General features: G+C 49.3%; 22 protein-coding genes and 1 pseudogene. 20 read left to right on the top strand and 3 right to left on the bottom strand.

The window, feature by feature from the left end:
* Positions 1-207 precede the first annotated feature (207 nt).
* The 3 genes from ACEPSU_RS07205 to ACEPSU_RS07195 all read left to right on the top strand — a co-directional run bounded on the left by ACEPSU_RS07205 (position 208) and on the right by ACEPSU_RS07195 (position 2,812).
* Positions 208-1,353 (top strand): class I SAM-dependent RNA methyltransferase, encoded by a 1,146-nt coding sequence (locus ACEPSU_RS07205; RefSeq protein WP_020089277.1) that lies wholly within the window; start codon positions 208-210, stop codon positions 1,351-1,353.
* A 6-nt stretch (positions 1,354-1,359) separates the two neighbouring features.
* A complete protein-coding gene (locus tag ACEPSU_RS07200) occupies positions 1,360-1,746 on the top strand; it encodes an HIT family protein (RefSeq protein WP_395320871.1) in 387 nt (128 codons plus the stop codon).
* A 499-nt stretch (positions 1,747-2,245) separates the two neighbouring features.
* Complete coding sequence (locus ACEPSU_RS07195; protein ID WP_395320869.1) at positions 2,246-2,812, top strand: DUF1643 domain-containing protein; 567 nt, start codon at positions 2,246-2,248, stop codon at positions 2,810-2,812.
* 101 nt (positions 2,813-2,913) lie between these two features.
* On the opposite strand, the gene ACEPSU_RS07190 is transcribed toward ACEPSU_RS07195, so the two are convergent.
* Positions 2,914-3,285, bottom strand: a complete 372-nt coding sequence (locus ACEPSU_RS07190) for a helix-turn-helix domain-containing protein (RefSeq protein WP_395320867.1) — start codon at positions 3,283-3,285, stop codon at positions 2,914-2,916.
* Between the two features lie 467 nt (positions 3,286-3,752).
* On the opposite strand from ACEPSU_RS07190, the gene ACEPSU_RS07185 reads away from it, so the two are divergent.
* From ACEPSU_RS07185 to ACEPSU_RS07160, 6 genes are all read left to right on the top strand, one after another.
* On the top strand, positions 3,753-4,520 hold the full coding sequence (locus ACEPSU_RS07185; protein ID WP_395320865.1) for a hypothetical protein: 768 nt from the start codon (positions 3,753-3,755) through the stop codon (positions 4,518-4,520).
* Between the two features lie 581 nt (positions 4,521-5,101).
* Positions 5,102-6,445, top strand: a complete 1,344-nt coding sequence (locus ACEPSU_RS07180; protein WP_395320863.1) for an ammonium transporter — start codon at positions 5,102-5,104, stop codon at positions 6,443-6,445.
* A gap of 130 nt (positions 6,446-6,575) precedes the next feature.
* The gene (locus ACEPSU_RS07175) at positions 6,576-6,764 is read left to right on the top strand and encodes a hypothetical protein (RefSeq protein ID WP_260339790.1); all 189 of its coding nucleotides are present in this window, start codon (positions 6,576-6,578) and stop codon (positions 6,762-6,764) included.
* Between the two features lie 96 nt (positions 6,765-6,860).
* Positions 6,861-7,961, top strand: coding sequence for an acyltransferase family protein (locus ACEPSU_RS07170; protein WP_395320860.1), 1,101 nt, complete (start codon positions 6,861-6,863; stop codon positions 7,959-7,961).
* Positions 7,940-8,410 carry an 8-oxo-dGTP diphosphatase gene (locus ACEPSU_RS07165; protein ID WP_395320859.1) on the top strand — a complete coding sequence of 157 codons (471 nt, stop codon included), beginning with the start codon at positions 7,940-7,942 and terminating at the stop codon, positions 8,408-8,410. The genes ACEPSU_RS07170 and ACEPSU_RS07165 overlap by 22 nt, the downstream gene beginning before the upstream one ends.
* Before the next feature lie 63 nt (positions 8,411-8,473).
* Positions 8,474-8,818 carry a hypothetical protein gene (locus tag ACEPSU_RS07160; protein ID WP_395320857.1) on the top strand — a complete coding sequence of 115 codons (345 nt, stop codon included), beginning with the start codon at positions 8,474-8,476 and terminating at the stop codon, positions 8,816-8,818.
* Between the two features lie 53 nt (positions 8,819-8,871).
* Here the strand turns inward: ACEPSU_RS07160 and ACEPSU_RS07155 are convergent, their stop codons facing one another.
* Positions 8,872-9,537: a lysostaphin resistance A-like protein gene (locus ACEPSU_RS07155; protein WP_395320855.1), complete on the bottom strand. Its 666-nt coding sequence runs from the start codon at positions 9,535-9,537 to the stop codon at positions 8,872-8,874.
* Between the two features lie 186 nt (positions 9,538-9,723).
* Here ACEPSU_RS07155 and ACEPSU_RS07150 point away from each other — a divergent pair, with 186 nt between their 5' ends.
* From ACEPSU_RS07150 to ACEPSU_RS07125, 6 genes and pseudogenes are all read left to right on the top strand, one after another.
* Positions 9,724-10,248: a TetR/AcrR family transcriptional regulator gene (locus ACEPSU_RS07150; protein ID WP_395320853.1), complete on the top strand. Its 525-nt coding sequence runs from the start codon at positions 9,724-9,726 to the stop codon at positions 10,246-10,248.
* A gap of 148 nt (positions 10,249-10,396) precedes the next feature.
* Entirely contained in the window at positions 10,397-10,615 is a 219-nt protein-coding gene (locus ACEPSU_RS07145; RefSeq protein WP_395320851.1) for a type II toxin-antitoxin system HicB family antitoxin, read from the top strand.
* Positions 10,616-10,911: 296 nt separating this feature from the next.
* Positions 10,912-12,050, top strand: a pseudogene (locus ACEPSU_RS07140) (RNA-guided endonuclease TnpB family protein).
* 342 nt (positions 12,051-12,392) lie between these two features.
* Positions 12,393-13,898, top strand: coding sequence for a carboxypeptidase M32 (locus tag ACEPSU_RS07135; protein ID WP_395320849.1), 1,506 nt, complete (start codon positions 12,393-12,395; stop codon positions 13,896-13,898).
* 104 nt (positions 13,899-14,002) lie between these two features.
* A complete protein-coding gene (locus tag ACEPSU_RS07130) occupies positions 14,003-14,605 on the top strand; it encodes a nitroreductase family protein (RefSeq protein WP_395320847.1) in 603 nt (200 codons plus the stop codon).
* Between the two features lie 310 nt (positions 14,606-14,915).
* Positions 14,916-16,040, top strand: coding sequence for an NAD(P)/FAD-dependent oxidoreductase (locus ACEPSU_RS07125; protein WP_395320845.1), 1,125 nt, complete (start codon positions 14,916-14,918; stop codon positions 16,038-16,040).
* On the opposite strand, the gene ACEPSU_RS07120 is transcribed toward ACEPSU_RS07125, so the two are convergent.
* Positions 16,016-16,423 carry a ribonuclease HI family protein gene (locus tag ACEPSU_RS07120; protein WP_395320843.1) on the bottom strand — a complete coding sequence of 136 codons (408 nt, stop codon included), beginning with the start codon at positions 16,421-16,423 and terminating at the stop codon, positions 16,016-16,018. The two genes, ACEPSU_RS07125 and ACEPSU_RS07120, sit on opposite strands and share 25 nt — an antisense overlap.
* Positions 16,424-16,461: 38 nt before the next feature.
* Between ACEPSU_RS07120 and ACEPSU_RS07115 the strand changes: the two genes are divergently transcribed.
* The 5 genes from ACEPSU_RS07115 (at position 16,462) to ACEPSU_RS07095 (ending at position 21,384) form a co-directional block, all read left to right on the top strand.
* On the top strand, positions 16,462-16,878 hold the full coding sequence (locus ACEPSU_RS07115) for an EbsA family protein (protein WP_395320841.1): 417 nt from the start codon (positions 16,462-16,464) through the stop codon (positions 16,876-16,878).
* Positions 16,875-18,530, top strand: coding sequence for a formate--tetrahydrofolate ligase (locus tag ACEPSU_RS07110; protein ID WP_395320839.1), 1,656 nt, complete (start codon positions 16,875-16,877; stop codon positions 18,528-18,530). The genes ACEPSU_RS07115 and ACEPSU_RS07110 overlap by 4 nt, the downstream gene beginning before the upstream one ends.
* Before the next feature lie 145 nt (positions 18,531-18,675).
* Positions 18,676-19,446, top strand: coding sequence for a hypothetical protein (locus tag ACEPSU_RS07105; protein ID WP_020089292.1), 771 nt, complete (start codon positions 18,676-18,678; stop codon positions 19,444-19,446).
* A gap of 550 nt (positions 19,447-19,996) precedes the next feature.
* A complete protein-coding gene (gene lspA, locus ACEPSU_RS07100; protein WP_020089293.1) occupies positions 19,997-20,461 on the top strand; it encodes a signal peptidase II in 465 nt (154 codons plus the stop codon).
* Positions 20,461-21,384 (top strand): RluA family pseudouridine synthase, encoded by a 924-nt coding sequence (locus ACEPSU_RS07095; protein WP_395320837.1) that lies wholly within the window; start codon positions 20,461-20,463, stop codon positions 21,382-21,384. The genes lspA and ACEPSU_RS07095 overlap by 1 nt, the downstream gene beginning before the upstream one ends.
* The last annotated feature ends 80 nt before the right edge of the window (positions 21,385-21,464 follow it).

Genomic DNA, 21,464 nt, shown 5'->3' with positions numbered 1-21,464 from the left:
GTTGGGTGGGAGCTTGCTCCCACCCTTTTTTTAGACATTAAAACGGGGTAACCCCCTCTGATTGGTGGTAAAATCAATGTGTATGGGATCTTACTGCAGAATCAACATTGAGGTCGAGAAGTGAAAGATGTTTGGCGCTAAGAAGATTAGTTGCCACCTTTCAGCCTTTAACTGCTTCATTTAACACGTGTAAACAAGGAGGATTTTATGAAGAAATTTCATTTATATGCCGCAACTGCCAGCGGAATCGAAGCTTTGGCCGGTCGGGAATTACGCGATCTGGGCTACGAAACGCAGGTTGAAAACGGTCGGGTTCGGTTCGATGGGACGATTGAGGACATCTTGCGGGCCAACCTTTGGCTACGGACGGCTGACCGCATTCGAATCATCGTGGCTGAATTCGATGCCGTGACCTTTGACGAACTGTTTGAAGCCACGAAAGCCGTTGCCTGGGATGAACTGCTGCCGATGGACGCGGCGTTCCCGGTTGAAGGGCGTTCAAAGAAGTCACAGTTACATAGTGTGCCGGATGCTCAAGCCATCGTGAAGAAGGCCGTTGCTACTAAGCTGGCTGCTGTTTATCACCGGCGGACGCGGATGCCCGAAACTGGGGCTAACTATCCGTTGGAAGTCATGATCGACAAGGATCACGTTATGCTGACGCTGGATACGACTGGGCCAAGTCTCTTTAAACGGGGCTACCGGGTTGGTAAGGGTGGCGCGCCAATTAAGGAAAACATGGCTGCGGCCTTGATTGCCTTAACCAGCTGGCACAAGGACATGCCATTCTGGGATCCCGTGTGTGGATCTGGAACAATTCCGATTGAAGCCGCTCTGATCGGTCGCAACCTAGCGCCTGGGTTTAACCGCGACTTCACCTGCGAACATTGGGACTGGGTACCACAAGAACTCAGTGACAAGGTGCGTGATGAGGCGGATGCCAAGGCCGACTATGATACGCCACTTCAGATTTTTGGGAGTGACATTGACGAAAACATGGTCGCCATCGCTAAGAAGAACGCCGAAGAAGCTGGGCTGTCGCAAGACATCACGTTCACTCAGTTGGCGGTTCAAGATTTCAAGACGGACTTGGAACATGGGGTCATCGTCGCTAACCCGCCTTACGGGGAACGGCTGAGCGACCAAGCTAGTGTGCGGGAACTGTATACGCAGATGGGCAAGGTTTTCAAGCCTTACACGGACTGGTCCAAGTACATCTTGACGGCTGACCTGGAGTTCGAACACTTCTATGGCCAAAAAGCCACCAAAACGCGGAAGCTTTATAACGGGGCATTACGGACGGATTACTTCCAATTCTGGGGTAAGCGTAAGCCACGGCAACACAAGGAGTAGATCGGCGTGATCAAGACGGACTGCATTTTCTGTCAAAAGATGGATATCGTGCTTGAAAATGAGCTAGCCAAGGCGTTCTGGGATATTCATCCCGTACGCGAGGGGCACCTCTTGATTGTGCCCAAGCAACACTACACCACATACTTTGATGTACCAGCCACGACCAAGCAGGCATTAGATGATCTGTTGACGGCGTCGAAGGCGTTCTTGGATGAACGTTATCACCCGGCCGGTTATAATATTGGCATCAACGTCAATCCAGCGGCTGGGCAAACCGTGATGCACGCGCACATTCATCTGATTCCGCGCTATAAAGGCGACGTCAAGGATCCACGCGGAGGGATTCGTAAGATGATTCCGCGGGCTGTACGTAAAGTGAGAGGCTTAAAATAGGTGTTTCTCTACCATATTAAGTGAGAGGTTTTTGGGGGGCTGGCCAATCAGCCCCCTTTTTGATTCTAAGATATCTGTTGTTGGTAATCGATCTATTTGATTACTGGCAGCAGATTTTTTAGTAGAGGGGCCTTTTTGCTATTATTGAGAAATGTCTTTTATTATTAAGTAACCGTATACGTTACCTCCCAACCCTTATGAGACGTCACGCTAAGTTCATTTCAGATTCTGAAAAAAAGTAGTGGTTCTTGTATGCAGGATCAACCGGGGTGCATGGTTCCTTTAGAAAGAGGTCGAAAGGTATGGCGGATACAGGTAAATGAAAATTTACGATGTCAGCTGAAACTGGGTTGGCCGCATTGGAGTTGCACTTATTAACTATAGCCTAACAAACGGATAATGCTAAAATAGAGAAAAATCATTTTGACGTTGCTATTATAGAGACGTACAATTAACATTGTAAATTAGCCAATGAAATAAATATAGATGGAGGTTTGTTATGACTTATTCTTATCCAGAAGGGTTCAAACCAATTCGAGCTAATATTAACGCGGGTTGTCGTTACTCACTAGAAATCAGCACGCCGAACCCGACTAGTAACTTAACACTTTTCGTTTTGATGATGAATCCAAGTGTCGCCAACGGAGCGAACAGTGACCGGACGATTAATACGATCTTGAACGCTCGGGGAAATCTTTATCGCAAGGTTGTTGTGGTAAATACAACACCAGTAATTGAAACAGATAGTAGCAAATTAAAGACGCGAATCAGTGATATTCACAAGAACGCACTACCTAACGCCAAGGCAATTGAGCACATGGTTAAGACCGCTGGTCATTTTCACTTTTTAGTAGCGACTGGCGAGGTAATTAAGGGTGTAAATGATGACTCCTACATTAAATTGATGAATCAGATTGATTATCTCACGGTTGGCGATGGTTTGTATGTTGTAAAGCTGACTGCTAAGGGATATGGTGGTCACCCACTCTATAAACCTAAGGAAATGATTGAAAATCTGACACATGTGCGCAAGGCCGATGATCAGTGGCATTTGAAGATAGTTTAAAACGATAGCCGTGCCATCAGGCTGTATTAGGGGCCATGGCCGTATTGAAAAATGGCATTCTCAACAATTGAAAATGCCATTTCTTTAATAAGTATCGGGATTTACTTAGCTGCGTCCGATGGCGTATATGTGCCTTGACGTAGTTCGACATGGAATTGGTGGCGCTGGAAGTCAGCGTAAGCTTTGATAGCAGAACGGTAGTAATAAGGCAGATCATCGACTTTGATGACTTCTAACTTATCCTTGAACAAGTGAGGATCGGTCAGATTGTCTGTCCGGCCTAAAACGTAGTCAGCAGGGACCTGGAAATAATCAACTAGTCTTAGTAGTTCATCGCTAGAGACTTTACGAGTCCCTTTCTCGATGCGACTCATGCTTGACTTGTCCAAACCGATCTCTTCAGCCAATTTTCCTTGGGTGATATCTAAAGCTTCTCGAAGATCGGTGATTCTTTCTGGTAACGTTTTACTCATCATAGTTCCTCCATTTCTATTTTCACAACAAAGCATATATAATTATCCAATTAAGGTGTGCTTTAATGTTAAAACGGAGAATATGATTTTCAATTTCTCTTAAATAGAGAACCAGAAAAATGGGTGTGAACTGTAGCTGTGGGAATATATTGGGACAGTTAGATAAATGTTGAATTCGATTTTGCGTAAGGTTCGCTGTTAAAACGACGCTGAATACCGTGATCAGGTTGATTGGACTTTCAGTAAGGGAGCCACTAATACTGGATAGTGTTACTGGTCATTGTTGCGGCTATCACTGTGACTTTAAAACTAAAGTTAGGTGAAACGTCCGATTGGCATATTGCCATGAATTAACCAATAAGGCTTACGACAGTATACGCCAGTGAGCTTAAAACGCAACTGTACCCGGTCGTTCGGGAAAAACAATCAATGTCGAAATAATTTTATAAAATTTGGAGGAATTTATTATGCAAAAGACTCAATTGGTCAAAGCACTTTCTGCTTTGTCCGTCGCCTTGTTTGTGGGTGGAACGGTTACAACGGTTGATGCTTCAGCAAAAGCAGTTAAGACAAAAGGCTTCCGTGTAACCAAGATTACCAAGAATACCCACTACAAGAAGAGCGCGTACACTAAAAAGTCCCCTAAGAGTGTCACCCTTTATTCTAGCCGGTATCTGACTAAGCATACGACTTCCAAGAATACCAAGACGTTCTACTCAACCCAAAGTGTCCGTGTCAAAAAGTCTACTGGCAAGACGGCCACTTACCGTTATGTCAAGAACGCCAAAGGCTCAGTTAAAGGTTGGATTTGGACGGGTAATTTAAAGGGCAAGCAGGGGAAAGTGACCAAGGTGTCTAACAAAACGGTCATTGCGCCAACGACTAACGTAAAAGTAGCCCGTAAGACGACAACTACTGCCTTATCTAACCCAACTAATTCCAAAGACAAATTGCGTTTAATCAGTGATGCAGTTTCCAACAAGGATTACAAGGGAGCGAAGAATGTAGCTAAATTACGAGATACTTTGAATAAATTGGCTACTATTTTGCATAATCACCCTCAAGCTTGGGATAAGACGGTTGGGTACGAAACCGCCTATGGTCAATATATCTTTTATTATATTTCATATGTAAATCAAGTCAAGCCAGGCCATACGGCTGGTAAGGGTGCTACCGAGATTATTAATGAAGATATTTATCAAGTTCAATGGGCTATTAATGAAGCTAAGTATTAATACAAGACGATTAGCAATCAAGACCACTCTTCAATAGGGTGGTCTTTTTGTCGTTATTGAGAAGTACCCTTTAATACTAAATGACCCTATATACTATCCTGAAAACCCTTGCTTACTGCTACGGGTTTGGCAACACTGTCTCTTGGGGGTACGCTGATAGTCGCTGACGCGGTTCAGCCACCGGTGACTACGTATGCAGCAACCGATTTGGTGACAGCAAGGAAGGCATTGAAGACTTATTTGGATAAGGGGAAGATTATCCTAGCTAACAAGAAGGCAACGGGTCAAGCCGTGAGGTTGTTCAGGGTTACTAAATAGGTGAGACCATTCAGCGATGAGTGGCCTTTTTACTGCAAACTGCTAGGGAAGTCGCTGGGAACATCGATTTATTTTAAAAGAATGTGTCAGAAAAAATAACACGTCACGCCGGTTTAGTGGGAGCGTAATTAGACCAAAGCCTTGAATTACCCCCGTTAGTAAGTCAAAACCGCAAACAGTAGGCTAAATCAAAGTCAGTGGTGGACGTAGACCATTTTTAATGTTAGGATTTGTGACATTAAGAGATAAAGAGGGCGTCGTTGATGAATCTTGCAAACACTGCATTCGTTTTAATCGCTAGTATCTTGGTCTTATTCATGACTCCAGGACTGGCCTTCTTCTATGGGGGACTGGTCTCGGAAAAGAACGTGGTCAACACTATGCTGTCGGTCTTTATCATGACCGGTGTCGCAATTCTACTGTGGGTCTTCTTGGGCTACAGCCTGGCATTTTCCGGGAACATTGCGGGGATCGTGGGCAACCTGCACCACGTCTTCATGGCTGGGGTCAACCTGGCTAGCTTGACGGCGACTCACATTCCGGTCGGGGCCTATTCTTTATTTCAAATGATGTTTGCCATCATCACCCCAGCGCTGTTTGTGGGAGCGGTCGTTGGCCGGATTCACTTTAAGTTCTTATTGATCTTCCTGATTGCTTGGTCGATCTTCATTTACTACCCGATGGTTCACTTAGTTTGGAGCCCGCTGGGGTGGCTGGCCAAGCTGGGCGTGCTGGACTTTGCCGGTGGGACCGTCGTTCACATCAACGCGGGGGTCACGGCACTGGTACTCTCCGCTTGGTTGGGACCGCGGTTGTCCGGTAACCGGGACAATCCACATTACAACTTACCTTGGGTTTTGCTGGGAACGGCGATCCTCTGGATTGGTTGGTACGGTTTCAACGCTGGCAGTGCCTTAGCCGTAAACGGGGTGGCTCTACAAGCAGCCATCACCAGTACGGTGGCCACGGCCATGGCTATGGTGACTTGGATGTTCTTGGATATTTGGACCACGGGTAAGCCAACGCTGGTCGGTGTTTGTACCGGGACCCTCTGCGGTTTGGTTGCGATTACGCCGGCGGCCGGCTACGTCACGATTATGGGGTCGGTAGCCATTGGCTTGATTGCGACGATGACCAGTTATGCCTTCATTCGCCTGCTGAAGCCACGCCTGGGTGTGGACGATGCGCTGGATGCCTTTGGTTGTCACGGTGTGAGCGGGATCGTTGGGAGTATCTTGACCGGTGTCTTTGCGACCAAGGCAGTTAACCCAACGATTGTAGAAAATGGTTTGGCCTATGGTGGCGGCTGGCACCTGTTAGGTGTTCAGATCCTGGCAACGGCTTTCACGATTGCCTTCGTTGCCGTGATGGGTTGCTTGCTAGTTGTCATTTTACGGCGGTTCATGCCCATGCGGGTCACAGCTGGTGAAGAAGAGCTCGGCCTGGATCAGGGCGAACACGGTGAGCAGGCCGACTATGCGGTTGGTCTGAGTGAACGTCTTTCAGAGTTCCAGCCGGATCAGGCACGGTACGCTTCCGAATTCCGTGGGCAGCTACAGCACTTGGAACACCCGCTACCACAGTCGAATCACAGCGGCGGTAATTAAGGTGGAAAGGCTGCAAAAGTTAGTGACTTTATTAAGCTTGGTCAAAGTCGTTGTCGTTTTCGTGGAGACCTGCTAAACTATGAATTGTGGTTAGGGGCCACAGAAAATAACTTAGCTTGGGGGGAGCAAAATGACAAAAGACATGGTTGCTTTAACAGTCTTGGTCGTACTAGCAGTTGGCTTCTTAAGCCTGGTGCTAGTGTTAATGAAGTCACCGCTTTGGATCGTCTTTCCACTGGCATTTGCCGGTTTGGCAGCGGTCTGCTACAGCGTTGATGGCTTAGTTGAAAAATTCAAAAATCGCGAACGCGAAGCTTAGTGAAGAAATAAAAGAGGCCAGTGAGCCTCTTTTTTTTGTCTTTACAGACCTGTCGCCGGATTGCTAAAATGAAAAGGGTAAAGGCGATGACGGCAAGTGAAAAATGAAGAATTGCATGCAGTAGCGGATGGCGGTGATTACCTGAAAGTGTTTGCCTGCACGGCAGTGATACTACAGTCCGTTCTGGGATTCGCTCTGGGACTGACACAGCCAGTTGCACTTCAGCGTGGTTTGGCGTGGGCCTATCTGCTGGTGAAGTTTACGGCGCCGGCTTTTATCTGTGGCATCCTGTTGACGACCATGCGAACGACGGCTCGCCAGCAACCAATCTATCGGCATTACCTGAAGCAACAGTGGTCGGCACTGTTTTTCCCGACAATCTGCTGGACGCTGGCCTACCTGCTGATTTTTCCGGGCTTGCAGCAACAGCGGGCCTATCACGATGGACTAAGCTTTGTCTGGCAATTTGTGAATGGCAATGCTGCCCCGCATCTGTGGTATAACACGATGATGTTGCAGATGATTTTCTTAATGCCTCTTTTCTGGGTGATTCGGCGGTTGATCCACAGTCGTTGGGCGGCTTGGTGGGCACTGGGATTGACGGCGATTGGTTATCTAGCGTGGGTGGCTTGGTACACGCTGCGGGTTTACCCCACGGCTCAGTTTACAGACTGGTATCTCTTGGATCGGGTCTTTCTCGGGTTCTTCCCATACGCAATCTTGGGGATCTTGGCGTGGGTTGGCTGGTCCGCGGTTCAGCGGCAATTGCGTCGCTGGTGGTGGCTGTTGCTAGTGATTGGCGTTGTGGCGCTGGTCGGACAGAATCGAGCGTTGTTGAGTTGGCCTTTGCCAGTGAGTTTTAGCCATACCAGCTATTATTTACCGGCGACGGTGATTTACATATTAAGTATTATTGGGCTGATTTTGGCGTTGGCCGGTCATCAACAGTCACGACATTCCCGGTGGCTACCGGTGATTCATCGGCTAGCGGGTTACGCGTACCCCTCGTATTTAGCCAATGTTTTTTGGCTACAGTTAATCTGGCTGCTAGGAGGTGCGGCATTTACACGACAGCATGCGTTGTTAGGAATTGCAAGTTGCTACCTATTAACGTGGTGCTGGTCGTTTGGATTCACGGCACTGCTAGATAATGCTTTGAAATGGAGGAAGACGAGATGGCAAGAACGCAACCGGTAGAATTGGTAACGATGGTGATGGTGACCGATCCACGGACGGGCAATGTATTAGTAGAGGATAAAGTTAACGTTCCCTGGAAGGCCGGTCACAGTTTTCCGGGTGGTCACGTAGAAGTCGGCGAGAGTTGTGCGGCTGCGGCCATGCGCGAAGTCTTCGAAGAAACGGGATTATCACTAAAGACGGTCGATTTTTGTGGGACCTGCGAATGGTTCAGCACCGACCGGCAGCAACGAAAGCTGGGCCTTTTGTATCGCGGTGACCAATTTACCGGTGAAATTAAGGCTAGTGAAGAGGGCCCCATCTACTGGTTAGCGCCACAGAAATTGACTGTCGAAAATAGTGCTGAGAGTCTACTGACACTGCTACGGGTCTTTCGCGGCGAAGTGCCGGCCGTCACTAGTGCTGAATGGAACGGCGAACTTCACGTCGATACAAGTCAGCAGTTGTAAATGATTTGAAAATAATCGCGTGAGCCACTACACTGAAGGTAGGTTCAAAAGGAAGCGATAATCGTGAAATCCATTAAGGAAACCCAACGCTGGTACGGTTACTTCTTTATCGCGCTCAGTGCGGTGGCACTGCTGTTGGCGGCGGTCATAGGGGCCACTTTGCTTCAACGGGCACTCTTGTTGACGACCGCGTTAACGCTATTGGTCTACGGCCTCACGTATGAAGCACGGATCACGCGTGACTGGTGGCGAGCTTTGCTGGCTGTCAGTGTGGCGGTGTTAGTTTTGGACGTTGGCGTGACGTTTGCCACGACCTCGGCATTAGTGACGCCCTTGTTAAGCTTTTTGTTGCCGCTGGCATTTCTGGCGATTCTGCTGGGTTACTTGCGACGCTATATCAGCCGTTAATCAAAAAATCTCGTCTCCCATTTCGGGTGGCGAGATTTTTTGTCTACTGACGATTAGGCAAATAATGTGACTAAAATATCCCAAGTCATGTGCACAATGATTCCGGGCCACAGTGAACGGCTCTTGGCATATAGCCAACCGAAGAGGGCCCCGAGAGCGGTGACCGTGATTAGGTTACCCACCCAGGTCATCGGGCTCATTGCTGGTACCGTGGTTAGGTAGCGTGGAATGTGAAGACTGGCAAAGGCCAGTGCTTGAATCAGGTTGGCTTGGGTGAGACTGAACTTCTTTAGAAGGACGTTGAAGAAGTATCCCCGAAAAAGAAATTCTTCCGCCACACCGACGACCAAGAAGTACCGTCCCCAATATTCTGGAGTGAAGCTGGGACTAATGCGCAGGCCATGGTGTACGACCCAGAACTCAACTAGGAGATACACCACGATGGCTGCCCAAATGATGTAGCCGGTCGTAAAGTGCCAGTTGGGCCGCCATTGCTCACGGCGACCGATGGCTAGTTCCTCGGGACGAGCTTGGTGAAGGAGCCAGGCGGCAGCGCCAACCCAGACGATCAGTTTGGCGGCATCGAGGGCTAGCTCCTCTGGCCAGCCATTCAGATGGTGTTCGATAGGGGAATTTACCCCGACCTGGACAATCAACCAGATTAGCCAAAAGCCGATAACTTGAAAGGTGAAACGACGGGTGGAAATGGTTCGTGACATAGACGGCACTCTTTTCTAAAATTAGGTTTGGTTTTATTATAAGGCTTTTAATGGGAGAACGGTGTAAAGCTTCTGTAAGGATTCGTAATTCAAAGCACATGTTATCACTGTTTACATATAATGTGAACAGTGATAACATAGGACGTAAATAGCGATAACATCGTTTTTCGAGGAGTGTGAGTAATTGTGGCAAAACAACCGTACCATCGTCAAAATTTAGCAGCGGCCATCGCGCAGCAGGCCCGAATTCAATTGGAAAATAAGGGAGCCACCCAGCTTTCTCTGCGTCAAATTGCCCGATTTTTGGCGGTGACGCCGGCTGCCGTTTATCGACATTTTCCGGACAAAGCGAGTCTCTTGGCTCAGCTCCGCACGGATATCGTGGCAGAGATCACGGCTGCCTTGCGGGAAGGGGTCTTGGATTCAGCCAACGCCAAGGCCATGCTCCAACGGATGGTGACCAATCTCCTAGACTATGCGCGAGCACATCCCAACGCCGTCGCTTTCAGCCTGACCGGACCATTACCCGTGCCACAGAGCTTACGGACAGTGGTGACCTTACTGGCGGCCCAACAACAGGTTACGGCGCCGGTTGAACAGGTCACACCAGCCATCTGGACGTTTTTACTGGGTGTCTTACTGCGGTTGCCATTTACGGAGATTGATGAAGCGTGGGTGACGGCTCAACTGTTGGCGTTGTTTGGAGGGTGAACATTATGTATATGGATTAAATGCGTATAACCTGCTATGATTTCTGTTAGAAAAGGGGCGAGCGATATGCCAATCCGGCCAGCTAAATTGGAAAATAAAATACGGAAAGATGCAGGGCTCAAGTAGCCTTGTTGGCATATCAAAATTCATGAAAGACAAATTGATCTATCCAATTATTGCGCAAGAGAATAACGATGAAGATGGCCATTACTTTGTGGGTTTCTCTCCTAATGTTCTCGGAATGGTTACACAAGGAGATACTTTAGTCGAACTGGTTGACAATGCAGAGGATGCGATTGCAACGATGCTCGATGGAGAAGCTTACCCTGAGGTACAAAATCCAAAAAAAATGGCATTTATAAGATAATGAATCTGTTGTTTATATCACGGTAAATATGGCAGCGTGGATTGGTCGAAACTCTAAAAAAGTAAAACGGTCGATTACGGTACCAGAATATTTAAATGAAATGGCAAAAGAACGCAAAATCAATGTTTCACGGGTAACTACGGATGCATTAGAAGGTATTTATAATAAACTAAGCAGAAAACCTGCGATTTTAATCGCGGGATGAATGCCAGAATTTAACAAGCTTTTTCGAAACATACGTTCCCCTAGAAGCTCAAACATGGTATACTTAACCCAATCTACAGGGGAGGTATCCATTGGTTAAATTAGGGCGAACAATCAAGCTGAGACTCTATCCCGATATGAATCAAGCAGAACAATTTCTAGCGATGAGTCAAGAGTATCAACGATTAGCTAATATTGTCAGTCAATGGATCTTTGACCACGGCTTCCAGTTAAGTTGGTTAAAAATCAATCACCACCTGTACAAAATATTTAGACAAGAATCAGAACTCAATAGTCAGATGATTCAATCTGTTTTTCGTACAGTCTCAGCTCGCTATAAGACCGTTCGAGAACAAATGGAACAACATCCTTACCGCTACAAAAGCGAAGAAAACAAGTGGATTCAGGTTCCTAGAGACCTGAACTGGTTAGTAAAACCCATCTAATTTCGTCGGCCACAAGCAGACTTGGTTCGGCAGAGTAATTACTCTTTTGTAGATAGGATGCGACAGATTTCGATAACCACTCTAGGTAAACGGACTAAGTTGAACTTCACCGGCAGAGGATTCGAAAAATATTTTACTGAGGATTGGAAACTAGGCACTGCCAAGCTGATTCACAACCAGGGTAAGTGGTTTTTGCACATTGGTATCACGAAGGAAGTTAGTGATTTCGATACTAAGGATAATCCTCAAATTGTAGGTATTGACCGTGGGTTACGTTTCCTAGCAACTGCCTTTGATGGTAAAGGAAAAGCGCTATTCTTTAACGGTCAAAAGATTTTACGTAGGCGGAAGAAGTTCCTAGAAATTCGGCGACAACTACAACGCAAAGGTACCAAGGCTGCCAAAAAAGATTGAAACAACTGGCTCAACGAGAGAACCGCTGGATGGCCGATGTGAATCATCGGCTAGCTAAGACACTCGTTGCACTGTATGGTTCACATACGCTCTTCGTTTTGGAAGACATTAACCAATGTGACTTTCAACCCGAATGACTTGCCTAAACCTTTGCGTGATAGCCATCGTTCCTGGTCTTTCTTCCAGTTAGAATCTTTCCTAACGTATAAAGCTCAAGTCGGCATCATGATACTCATGAGTATTGGTGTAACCACTGTCAATATCGGTGTAATGACGATCGACTGGGGGCCATGAATATTGAGATGCTTGGCGAAGAATGGTTGAACGGTGTCAAACACCCAAAGATTAAGAAGCTAACAACTGCTGGGTAAACCTGGCAGTTAAACGGGTAGCCGTCAATTACCCGATGATGTTGCCACTACGAGTAGGAGTGCCTTAACGGGGATGTTGGACTACTGTGTCGTCAGACACGTGAGCGACAAGCCTCTGAATTCATTCAGGGGCAATTGACAACGCCGCAAGAAGCTAATTTTAGAACCAAAGAATGGAGATGCTAGCTCAGAGTTGGGCCGGTATCTCCATTTTTTGTTTAACTGAAAGGCCAATTGGAAATTCAGAAGACATGTGATTAAAAAGTAATGAGAAATTTCACGAGATTTTTACAATCAACCATGCTAGACTTAATCTAACTTAAAAAATGGAGGCGGATAGCCATGGCGACACAGGAACAGGATTTTCTGGCATTAGTTAAGCAAATCAACCTATTAGATATGAATTTAACGTTGATCGATTGGGATTCTCACACGAATTTACCGCAAGACGGGGCGAGCTTTCGGGGTGAATTGGCCGGCTACATCAGTAGTCAGGAGCTGGCTTTACGGACGGGGACGGCAATGGGGCAATTCCTCGATTACTTTGCGGCACACCCTACGGCACTCGACGAGAAGGGTCAGCAGGTCTTGCAACTGGTCAAGAAGGATTATGATCTGAATCATGACATCCCCGCCGAAGACTACGCAGCGTACCAGCAGGTTGTTTCCGATGCCCAACAGGTCTGGGAACAGGCCCGCGTGGCTCAAGACTTCAGCTTGCTGCAACCGTATTTGGAAAAAATCGTGGCATTCAAGAAGCAGTTCATTCCTTACTGGAAACAAGGCCAAGCGACCGATTACGACGTGCTCCTCGATCAGTTTGAACCGGGGATGACCGTGGCTCAATTGGACCCCATCATGGCTACCCTAAAGGCCGGCATTCAAAAGATTCAACGGACCTTAGCAACGCGGGGCACGCAGCCCAGAACGGACTTCATGAGTCGCGCGGTTCCCGAGGCTGTGCAGGAACGATTAGTTAGAGCGACCGTCTCGCGGTTGGGTTACGACTTCAAGAAGGGAAACCTGTCACGGAGCACACATCCCTTCACCGTGGCCTTGAACCGCGGGGATGCTCGGATCACCAACCGCTACGGTCTCCATGACTTTCAAATGGCTCTGCTTGGTGGTATTCACGAGGCGGGTCATGGCCTGTACATGCAAAACTTCAATCCCGATTACGACTACACGCCGCTGGCGGATGCGCCATCGATGGGGTTGCATGAATCACAGTCATTGTTCAATGAAATCTTTATTGGGCGCAATGCGGCGTTCTGGCAAGGTGAATATGATCGGTTCCGGCAGACGACTGGCGATATCTTCGCGGACATTGACGAGGCGACCTTCTACCAGGGATTCATGGCAACCAAGCCAACCATGATCCGGACGGAAGCCGACCCGTTGACGTATCCGCTGCACATCATCGTGCGCTACGAGCTCGAGAAGGCGTTGTTTAATGGCGACACCACGGTAGCGGAGTTACCCGCACTGTGGCGGCAAAAGTACCAGGAATACCTGGGAATCACGCCCGCTAACGACACGGAGGGCATTCTCCAAGACATTCACTGGGCGGGCGGTGACCTCGGTTACTTCCCAACGTATCTGCTGGGGCAAATCTACGCGGCTCAGTTCTACCACACTATGAGCCAGACGCTGCCGGTTACCGATATCTTGGCCAGTGGGGACTATTCACAGATTACCCAGTGGCGTAAGGATAATATCCACTGGTTCGGCGCCAGCTTGACGCCACAAGCCTTGATCAAGCAAGTTTCCGGGGAGGCGCTGAACCCCCAGTATTGGTTGGATTGGATGACGGCGACCTTTGAAAATGCCTATCAGGTTCCTAAATAATCTCTTTACTTCCTAAAAGTAAGTGGTAAACTTGATGCCAGCGTTTGAATCACCACTCATCGCTCTAAAATGACGACAACTTTAAAAGTGAGGTTTTTTAAATTATGGAAACTAAGTTTATCGAATTAGCTAAGCAACGGCGCAGTATCTATGCATTAGGCAAGAACGTTGCCTTCTCTCAGGACGAATTGGTCGAGCTGATTAAAGCCAGCATTAAGCAGGGGCCCTCTGCCTTTAACAACCAGACGACGCGGGCCATCATTTTATTCGATGATTCCCACGACAAACTCTGGGACATCGTTGCCGATTCACTGCGTAAGGTCGTCAAGGACGATGCTGCTTTCGCTAAGACACAGGCTAAGATCAACGGCTTCAAGGCCGCCTATGGAACCATCCTGTACTTTACCGAAACCAAGACGGTTAGAGAGTTTGAAGAGAACTTCCCACTGTACGCGGACAACTTCCAAGATTGGTCCGAACAGTCACAAGGAAACGCGCAGTATGCCGTGTGGACGTCACTCGCCGAAAACGGCTTGGGTGCGAACCTCCAACACTACAATCCTCTGATTGACGACGCTGTCCGTGAAGCTTTCAATGTCCCAGCAAGCTGGCGGTTACGGGCACAGATGGACTTTGGGTCCATTGAATCCCCAGCCGATACTAAGACCTACATGGATGATGACGAACGCTTCCGGGTTTTTAAGTAATCTGCTAATGTAAAATGGATTTTGCCGAAGAAGGGCAAGATCCATTTTTTGGCATAACTTCTGTTTTAAGGGGACGCTCCGAGCATGATGGGTGAGATCGTGATAGTTGCTGGCGGCTTTCGATTTGTGCCGAGGGCCTGTGCACATGAACGTGAGGCTTTAGTCACTAATCGGCCTATCAAAGGATAGCATCGCCTGGTTAGCACCCAAACGCAACCCAATAATCGTAGATTAACTAAGCGTTATCTGGCGCAAGTTATGCTAAAATGAAAATTAGTGAAGTAGTGACTTGATTAGGAGGTCAATTTGCATGCAAAAGAGAATTGCCATCATCGGTGGCGGTATTGTTGGTGCCACCGCGGCTTATTATTTGAGTAAATTACCAGGTAGTGAAAAGATCAAGGTCACGCTGTTTGATGACGGTGTGGGCCAGGCGTCAAAGGCCGCAGCGGGGATCATTTCGCCGTGGCTCTCTAAGCGCCGGAATCAGCAGTGGTACCGCCTGGCCAAGGCCGGTGCCGATCTCTATCCGGAATTGATCCACGATGCGCAGCTGGGTACCGACGTCTATCAACAGACGGGGACCATCGTGACGCGTGAGGATGAAGCGGACCTGGAAACACTGTTTGCATTGGCCCAAGATCGGCGTAAGACCGCCGCTACCATGGGGGATGTTGCCACGTTAACGGCGCAAGAGGTGCAGGACCAAGTGCCATTATTGACTAATCCGCAACCCGGCGTTGTCATTACTGGGGGGGCACGGGTCGATGGTGCGGCCTTGGTTAACGGCCTGCTAGCGAGTGCCAGCAAACGCAATCTGAAAGTCAGTCACGAACGCGTCAAGCTCAATGCACAGGGACAAGTCATCACGTCACTTGGGGCGCGTCAATTTGATCGCGTCATCCTGGCTGTCGGGGCCTGGCTCAAGGAATTGATTGCCCCATTGGGAGTGAACGCCGACGTTCGACCACAGAAGGGTCAACTGATTGAGCTCGCTGTGAAAGATTATCCCTTACAAGAACACATGCCCGTCGTGATGCCTGAGGGCGAACGGGACTTTGTGCCATTTGGTCACGGGAAGCTGATCGTTGGGGCCACGCATGAAGACGATGGCAAGTTCGATATCAGTGTCAATTCTGAAGTAACGGCCGACCTGTTGGGCAGTGCCCAGCGACTGGTCAAGAGTGTTACGGCGGATAGTCTCACCGGTGTGCGGGTCGGTACACGGGCCTACACCAGCGACTTCGCCCCATTCTTTGGGCTGGTTCCGGAACACGAGGACTTCCTGGTGGCGTCCGGTTTAGGCTCATCAGGGTTGACGACTGGTCCTCAGATTGGGAAATTCCTAGCGGGTTCCGCGTTGTATGGCGGGACACCGGACTGGAGCCAGTACGAGAAGCCACTGACGACTTATTTGGCCTCCTCCGCGGAGTGAAGGGCCTGATTGGCCAACGTGTGTGCGCCCTGGTTCTGTTTCTCAGGGACCCATTGCGTCAGCACCAACTGGAAGGGTGCCTGGGCGGCTAGGAGTGCGTCCACGAGACTTTGGTAATGTTTTGCATAATGTTTCTGTAAACTATCGCTAACAATCTGGCTATCGGTATAGAATAAGACGGTAGTCGTTGCGCAAGCGTCCCCGGCAATCTCTGCCAGTCGTTGAAATCCCAATCGGGCGATCTCGAACTCGGCAGCGTGATTGTTGGTGGCAGACAGGCGGCTCTTGAGTTGGGTCTGTTCGTGGTCGTGAATGATCAGAATGCCCCCAGCACTCAGGCCGCTTTGTGGTTGCGTCGCGGCATCGGTATACAAAGAAAACACAGAATCACTCCAATCTTTTTCGTGAGGTGTTGTAAATTATGATAACCCAAGAACGGCGATTTTTGTATCAACCCAACCCCGTTAGCAGCATTATTAATTGGAGTTGGACGCTGATGGTCCTGATGGTGGGGGCCATCTTCTGGCTGGAAGTGACCCACTTTAACTGGTGGACCCTCGGCTTCTTCGTGGCCTTTGCCATTTTATGTTGGGCGGAGGTCCACTATCGTAATATCACCATGGCCAATGGTGTCTTGACGGTCAGCACCGTCTTGAATCATCATCATCTGGTCATTCCGCTGGCCCACGTCAGCGCGGTCCGCGTCTCGCGTTATCGGATGGGGATCGTTGCCCAGGGTAAAATCTATCAATTTTTACTGCCCCGTAACTCAGCCATTGAATTGGCTGGGCTGATTCAAGCTGCCATGCCGGGAACAGTGAAGGAGGAAATCAAGTGAGCGACATTGAAATTTCACAGGAAACGCCGTTAGAACCTATCGAAAAAATTGCGGCAAAGGTGGGGTTAACGCCCGACCAAATCGAACCCTACGGTCACACTAAGGCTAAGATCAACCTGCCACTGGCCGGCGATCATCAAACGGGGAAACTCGTTTTGGTCACGTCGATCAACCCAACTCCGGCTGGGGAGGGAAAATCGACCGTTGTCGTCGGCCTGGGGGATGCCATGAACCGTGCGGGCCACAAGACCGTGCTGGCGCTGCGGGAACCCTCAATGGGCCCCGTCATGGGACTCAAAGGTGGCGCGACCGGTGGGGGCTATGCTCAGGTAGTGCCCATGGAAGATATCAACCTGCATTTTACGGGGGACTTCCACGCCTTGACCGAGGCTCACGATACTTTGGCGGCGTTAATTGACAATCACATTCAACAAGGCAACGAATTACGGCTCGATCCTCGGCGTATCGTGTGGAAACGGGTACTGGACATCAACGACCGTGAGCTGCGGCAAACGGTCATCGGTCTCGGTGGTCGCACGTCCGGGGTCCCGCGCCAAGATGGCTTTGACATCACGGTTGCCAGTGAACTGATGGCGGTCTTGTGCCTGAGTGAAGACCTCAGCGACTTAAAGCGCCGGGTCAACCGGATCTTAATCGGTTATAATGAAGACAAGGAGCCAGTCACGGTCGGTGATCTGAAGGTCGGCGGGGCAATTACCCTGTTACTGAAGGATGCCATCAAGCCTAACCTGGTTCAGACGTTGGAACACAATCCAGCCATTATCCATGGGGGGCCATTTGCCAACATCGCCCACGGGTGTAACTCCGTCTTGGCAACGCAGACCGCGCTGCAACTCGGTGACTACGCCGTGACCGAAGCCGGCTTCGGGGCCGACCTCGGTGGTGAAAAGTTCATGGACATTAAGACGCCGGTGCTCGGCAAGACACCGGACGCCGTGGTCATTGTGGCCACCATTCGGGCGCTGAAGTACAACGGCGGCGTCAAACGTGCTGACTTGGAAACGGAAAACGTGGCGGCTCTCCAGACGGGAAGTGCCAACCTGAAACGGCACATCGCCAGTATGCAACAGTACGGCGTGCCGGTGGTCGTGGCCATCAATCGCTTCACCAGCGATACCGATGCCGAAATTGCTGCACTGACGGCCGACATCGAAGCGTTGAACGTACCCGTTGCAACGACGACGGTGTGGGCCGATGGTGGTGCTGGGGCTATGGACCTGGCTGACAAGGTCGTTGCGGCAACGCAGCAGCCCAGCCACTTTACCCGTTTAACGCCAGAACATGCTGATCTGGTCACTCAGATGACGGCCATTACGCAGAAAATCTACGGTGGGGCTAAGGTTGAACTGTTGACCAAGGCGACTCGTCAACTGAAGACCTTTGCCAAGCATGGTTGGGACAAACTGCCCGTCTGCATGGCCAAGACACAGTATTCACTGACTGATGATGCCCACCAGCTTGGGGCGCCCACGGACTTTACGATTCACGTCCGCGAGTTCGCGCCACGATTGGGTGCCGGTTTCGTGGTTGCCTTGACGGGAAACGTCTTGACGATGCCGGGGTTGCCTAAACATCCAGCGGCGTTGGATATGGATATTGACGCTGATGGGAAGATTACGGGGTTGTTCTAGACTATCTGAATCCGATTATTAAAATTATTTTGTGAACGGTCAACCTACCGGAGTTGGCCGTTTTTTTATATCGTCGCGCAATTAATGTGAACTTTGACAGTCGGTGCGTCAGTGCTAAACTAGCCAATAGTGGGAGGAATTTAGTATGAAAAAAGTGATTCAAATCATGACGATTATCGGTGTTGGCATTGGCCTTTCAAGTGTTGTCAGTATGACGGCTTCTGCAAGTAGCCAGTATTCGGCTTCGCGTGCCAGTTCGGTACGGTTAGTTTGGCGGAAGGCCATGAAACGGCATGCTTACACGGCAACGACCGGTTCACGGTTCTCAAAACACCTCAGCATCCGTTATGGCAACAATAAGACGACGGCGAAGGTGACGTGGTACACGGATGCCCATGAAATGTTGTATAAGAAGTACGCGGGACACAATGCCATTTACTATCACGTGAAGAGCGCAGATGGATCCTTGCAGGGGTGGATCTGGCGTGGTTACCTGAAGGCTAGAAATGGCAAAACGACGAAGACACAGGTCACAGATGATGTGACTGTCGATAGTAAAACTATGATTCGGACCATGTTTCCTAAGTCTACATACAATTCAAAATTGACGGATGCGGCAAACTCCTTTGAAACGATTGATGATTCCGCTGACGTTAACGAACTGCGTAGCCAAGAAGGCATGAGTCAGGTGATTTCCAGATACGTGTCATTCAAGAGGATGAAGTATATCGATTTTTACAGCAAAAATCCGGCTAGTATGAAGTCGATTGACCAAGCCCTGACTGCTCAGGGATACGATGCGGCAACCAGGAAGAACTTCAAAGGGTGGTCCGTTGGTGGTAGTGTCACGGGGCTAGATGATGCGCTGGAAGGCATTGACCCAGGAGAAGGTATTATTTATCTCATTCAACAATAGTCAGTTTTTCCGAGAGGCGGTCATCAGTGGTGGTGACTGCTTTTTTTAGATCCGCTTTTAACTTGAATCAGCTGAGCTGAATACTTAGAATTGTCTCTCAGTCGGCACTAACGTCATTCGGTGAACAGATTGTCGCCAATAAAAAGATGCCGTTTGAGCTGTCTCGGATAAGCTCAGAGGAAAAACGCAGCCAAATAGTTAGAAGAACATGACACGATTAAGGCGATGAACAATCATCGCTTTTTTTACACTCTCCATTTACTACTAATGTAATTTTCACAATTTTAGTCTCATAATTTTTCAAAATAGCTGTAATATTTGTTTTAATTCGCAATTCATTGCGGAGATGATCGATCGGCAAAACTCCGGCTAAACGCCAAACTCGGCACGTGTTCACTCGTCATCACACCCCAACAAGAATTCTGTTGCCCCTGAATCCATAACCCCCATGAAATGGTTCTCCAATTTTTATTTTGCCCAAACCGTCAGAGCCCGGCTTTTTCTGGTATAATTTTCAACAACGACTTATAGGAAAGGTGCTCCAGAAGTTATGCTGATTGCTGATACCATCTTAATTATTCTGCTGGTTGGGCTCGACCAGTGGATCAAATACGCCGTGGTGGCCAACATCCCCCTCGGTGGCGAACAGAGCTTCATCCCCGGGCTGGTATCGTTGACCCACTTGCGCAACGATGGGGCCGCCTGGAGTATCTTACAGGGCCAAATGTGGTTCTTTGCCGTCATCGCCATCGTGGCGTTGGGCGTCATGGGCTACTTCTTCTGGCAGTACCGCAATCGTGGTGAACACTGGCCGGAAGAATTGGGGCTCGCCCTAATGATGGCCGGAACCATTGGGAACTTCATCGACCGGCTCACACAGGGTTACGTCGTCGACATGTTCCAACTCGACTTTATTAATTTTCCAATCTTTAACTTTGCCGACAGTTGTTTAACGGTCGGTGTGATATTTATTGCGATCGGGGTCTTTCTCGCCGATCGTCGGGAGGCACATTAATGCAAACACATGAATTTACGGTAACGGAGACGGCGCGGCTGGATAAGCTCGTTGCCGAAACGGTAACCACAATTTCTCGCTCACAGGCCAAAGGCGCCATTGAAGCGGGACAGATCACGGTAGACGGCCAACCGGCCAAGCCAAAGGATAAACCGGCCGTGGGGGCTACAATTCACATTGAATTGCCCGACCCACAGCCACTCGATGTCACTCCGGAAAACATTCCGCTGGATATCGTTTACGAAGACGATGATGTCATCGTCGTGAACAAGCCGCAGGGGATGGTCGTTCATCCCGCACCGGGGCATCCTAATCACACGTTGGTCAACGCACTCCTGTATCATAGCCCCTTGTCTAGCATCAATGGGACGTTGCGGCCGGGGATTGTGCATCGCATTGATAAGGATACATCGGGCTTACTGATGGTGGCCAAGAACGACCACGCCCATCAGAGCCTCTCTGCGCAACTGCAGGCCAAGACCAACCTCCGAGAGTACGTGGCAATCGTGCACGGTAACTTCAAGGAAGAAGAGGGCGTAATTCGCGCGCCACTTGGTCGGGCGCCTAAGGACCGTAAGAAGCAGGCCGTCGTGGCCGATGGTCGCCCTGCCGTGACTCATTTCCGCGTATTGGAACGCTACGGCAACTACACGCTGGTTTCCTGTCGCTTGGAGACCGGTCGGACCCATCAGATCCGCGTGCACATGGCGTACATTAACCATCCGGTTGCGGGTGATCCGTTGTATGGCCCTAAGAAGACGCTAAAGGGTGAAGGTCAGTTCCTGCACGCTCGCGAATTAGGGTTCGTCCACCCGACAACGGGTGAGCAGTTAGACTTCACTGCGCCCGTTCCGCCGCACTTTATGGCGGTCGTCAATAAGCTACGGCACGAGGCCGGTTTACCGGTTGACAAAGTAATCTAAGCTTTTTAAACTAAATGTACGAGATAAGCGGGTTTGCCGGTAGCTAGGCGGGCGGGTTTCTTCACCATTTTGCCGAAGAG

The organism is Levilactobacillus parabrevis (assembly GCF_044051715.1).
GTDB lineage: Bacteria > Bacillota > Bacilli > Lactobacillales > Lactobacillaceae > Levilactobacillus > Levilactobacillus parabrevis.
This window is presented reverse-complemented; position numbering and strand designations above follow the sequence as displayed.

Excerpts from the sequence above, each read along its gene's own strand:
- ACEPSU_RS07130 (WP_395320847.1), top strand. The coding sequence starts at position 14,003 with ATGGAAACTAAGTTTATCGAATTAGCTAAGCAACGGCGCAGTATCTAT.
- ACEPSU_RS07155 (WP_395320855.1), bottom strand. The coding sequence starts at position 9,537 with ATGTCACGAACCATTTCCACCCGTCGTTTCACCTTTCAAGTTATCGGC.
- ACEPSU_RS07095 (WP_395320837.1), top strand. The coding sequence starts at position 20,461 with ATGCAAACACATGAATTTACGGTAACGGAGACGGCGCGGCTGGATAAG.
- ACEPSU_RS07205 (WP_020089277.1), top strand. The coding sequence starts at position 208 with ATGAAGAAATTTCATTTATATGCCGCAACTGCCAGCGGAATCGAAGCT.
- ACEPSU_RS07115 (WP_395320841.1), top strand. The coding sequence starts at position 16,462 with ATGATAACCCAAGAACGGCGATTTTTGTATCAACCCAACCCCGTTAGC.
- ACEPSU_RS07135 (WP_395320849.1), top strand. The coding sequence starts at position 12,393 with ATGGCGACACAGGAACAGGATTTTCTGGCATTAGTTAAGCAAATCAAC.
- ACEPSU_RS07175 (WP_260339790.1), top strand. The coding sequence starts at position 6,576 with ATGACAAAAGACATGGTTGCTTTAACAGTCTTGGTCGTACTAGCAGTT.
- lspA (WP_020089293.1), top strand. The coding sequence starts at position 19,997 with ATGCTGATTGCTGATACCATCTTAATTATTCTGCTGGTTGGGCTCGAC.
- ACEPSU_RS07105 (WP_020089292.1), top strand. The coding sequence starts at position 18,676 with ATGAAAAAAGTGATTCAAATCATGACGATTATCGGTGTTGGCATTGGC.
- ACEPSU_RS07145 (WP_395320851.1), top strand. The coding sequence starts at position 10,397 with ATGAAAGACAAATTGATCTATCCAATTATTGCGCAAGAGAATAACGAT.
- ACEPSU_RS07125 (WP_395320845.1), top strand. The coding sequence starts at position 14,916 with ATGCAAAAGAGAATTGCCATCATCGGTGGCGGTATTGTTGGTGCCACC.
- ACEPSU_RS07185 (WP_395320865.1), top strand. The coding sequence starts at position 3,753 with ATGCAAAAGACTCAATTGGTCAAAGCACTTTCTGCTTTGTCCGTCGCC.
- ACEPSU_RS07180 (WP_395320863.1), top strand. The coding sequence starts at position 5,102 with ATGAATCTTGCAAACACTGCATTCGTTTTAATCGCTAGTATCTTGGTC.
- ACEPSU_RS07195 (WP_395320869.1), top strand. The coding sequence starts at position 2,246 with ATGACTTATTCTTATCCAGAAGGGTTCAAACCAATTCGAGCTAATATT.
- ACEPSU_RS07165 (WP_395320859.1), top strand. The coding sequence starts at position 7,940 with ATGGCAAGAACGCAACCGGTAGAATTGGTAACGATGGTGATGGTGACC.
- ACEPSU_RS07190 (WP_395320867.1), bottom strand. The coding sequence starts at position 3,285 with ATGAGTAAAACGTTACCAGAAAGAATCACCGATCTTCGAGAAGCTTTA.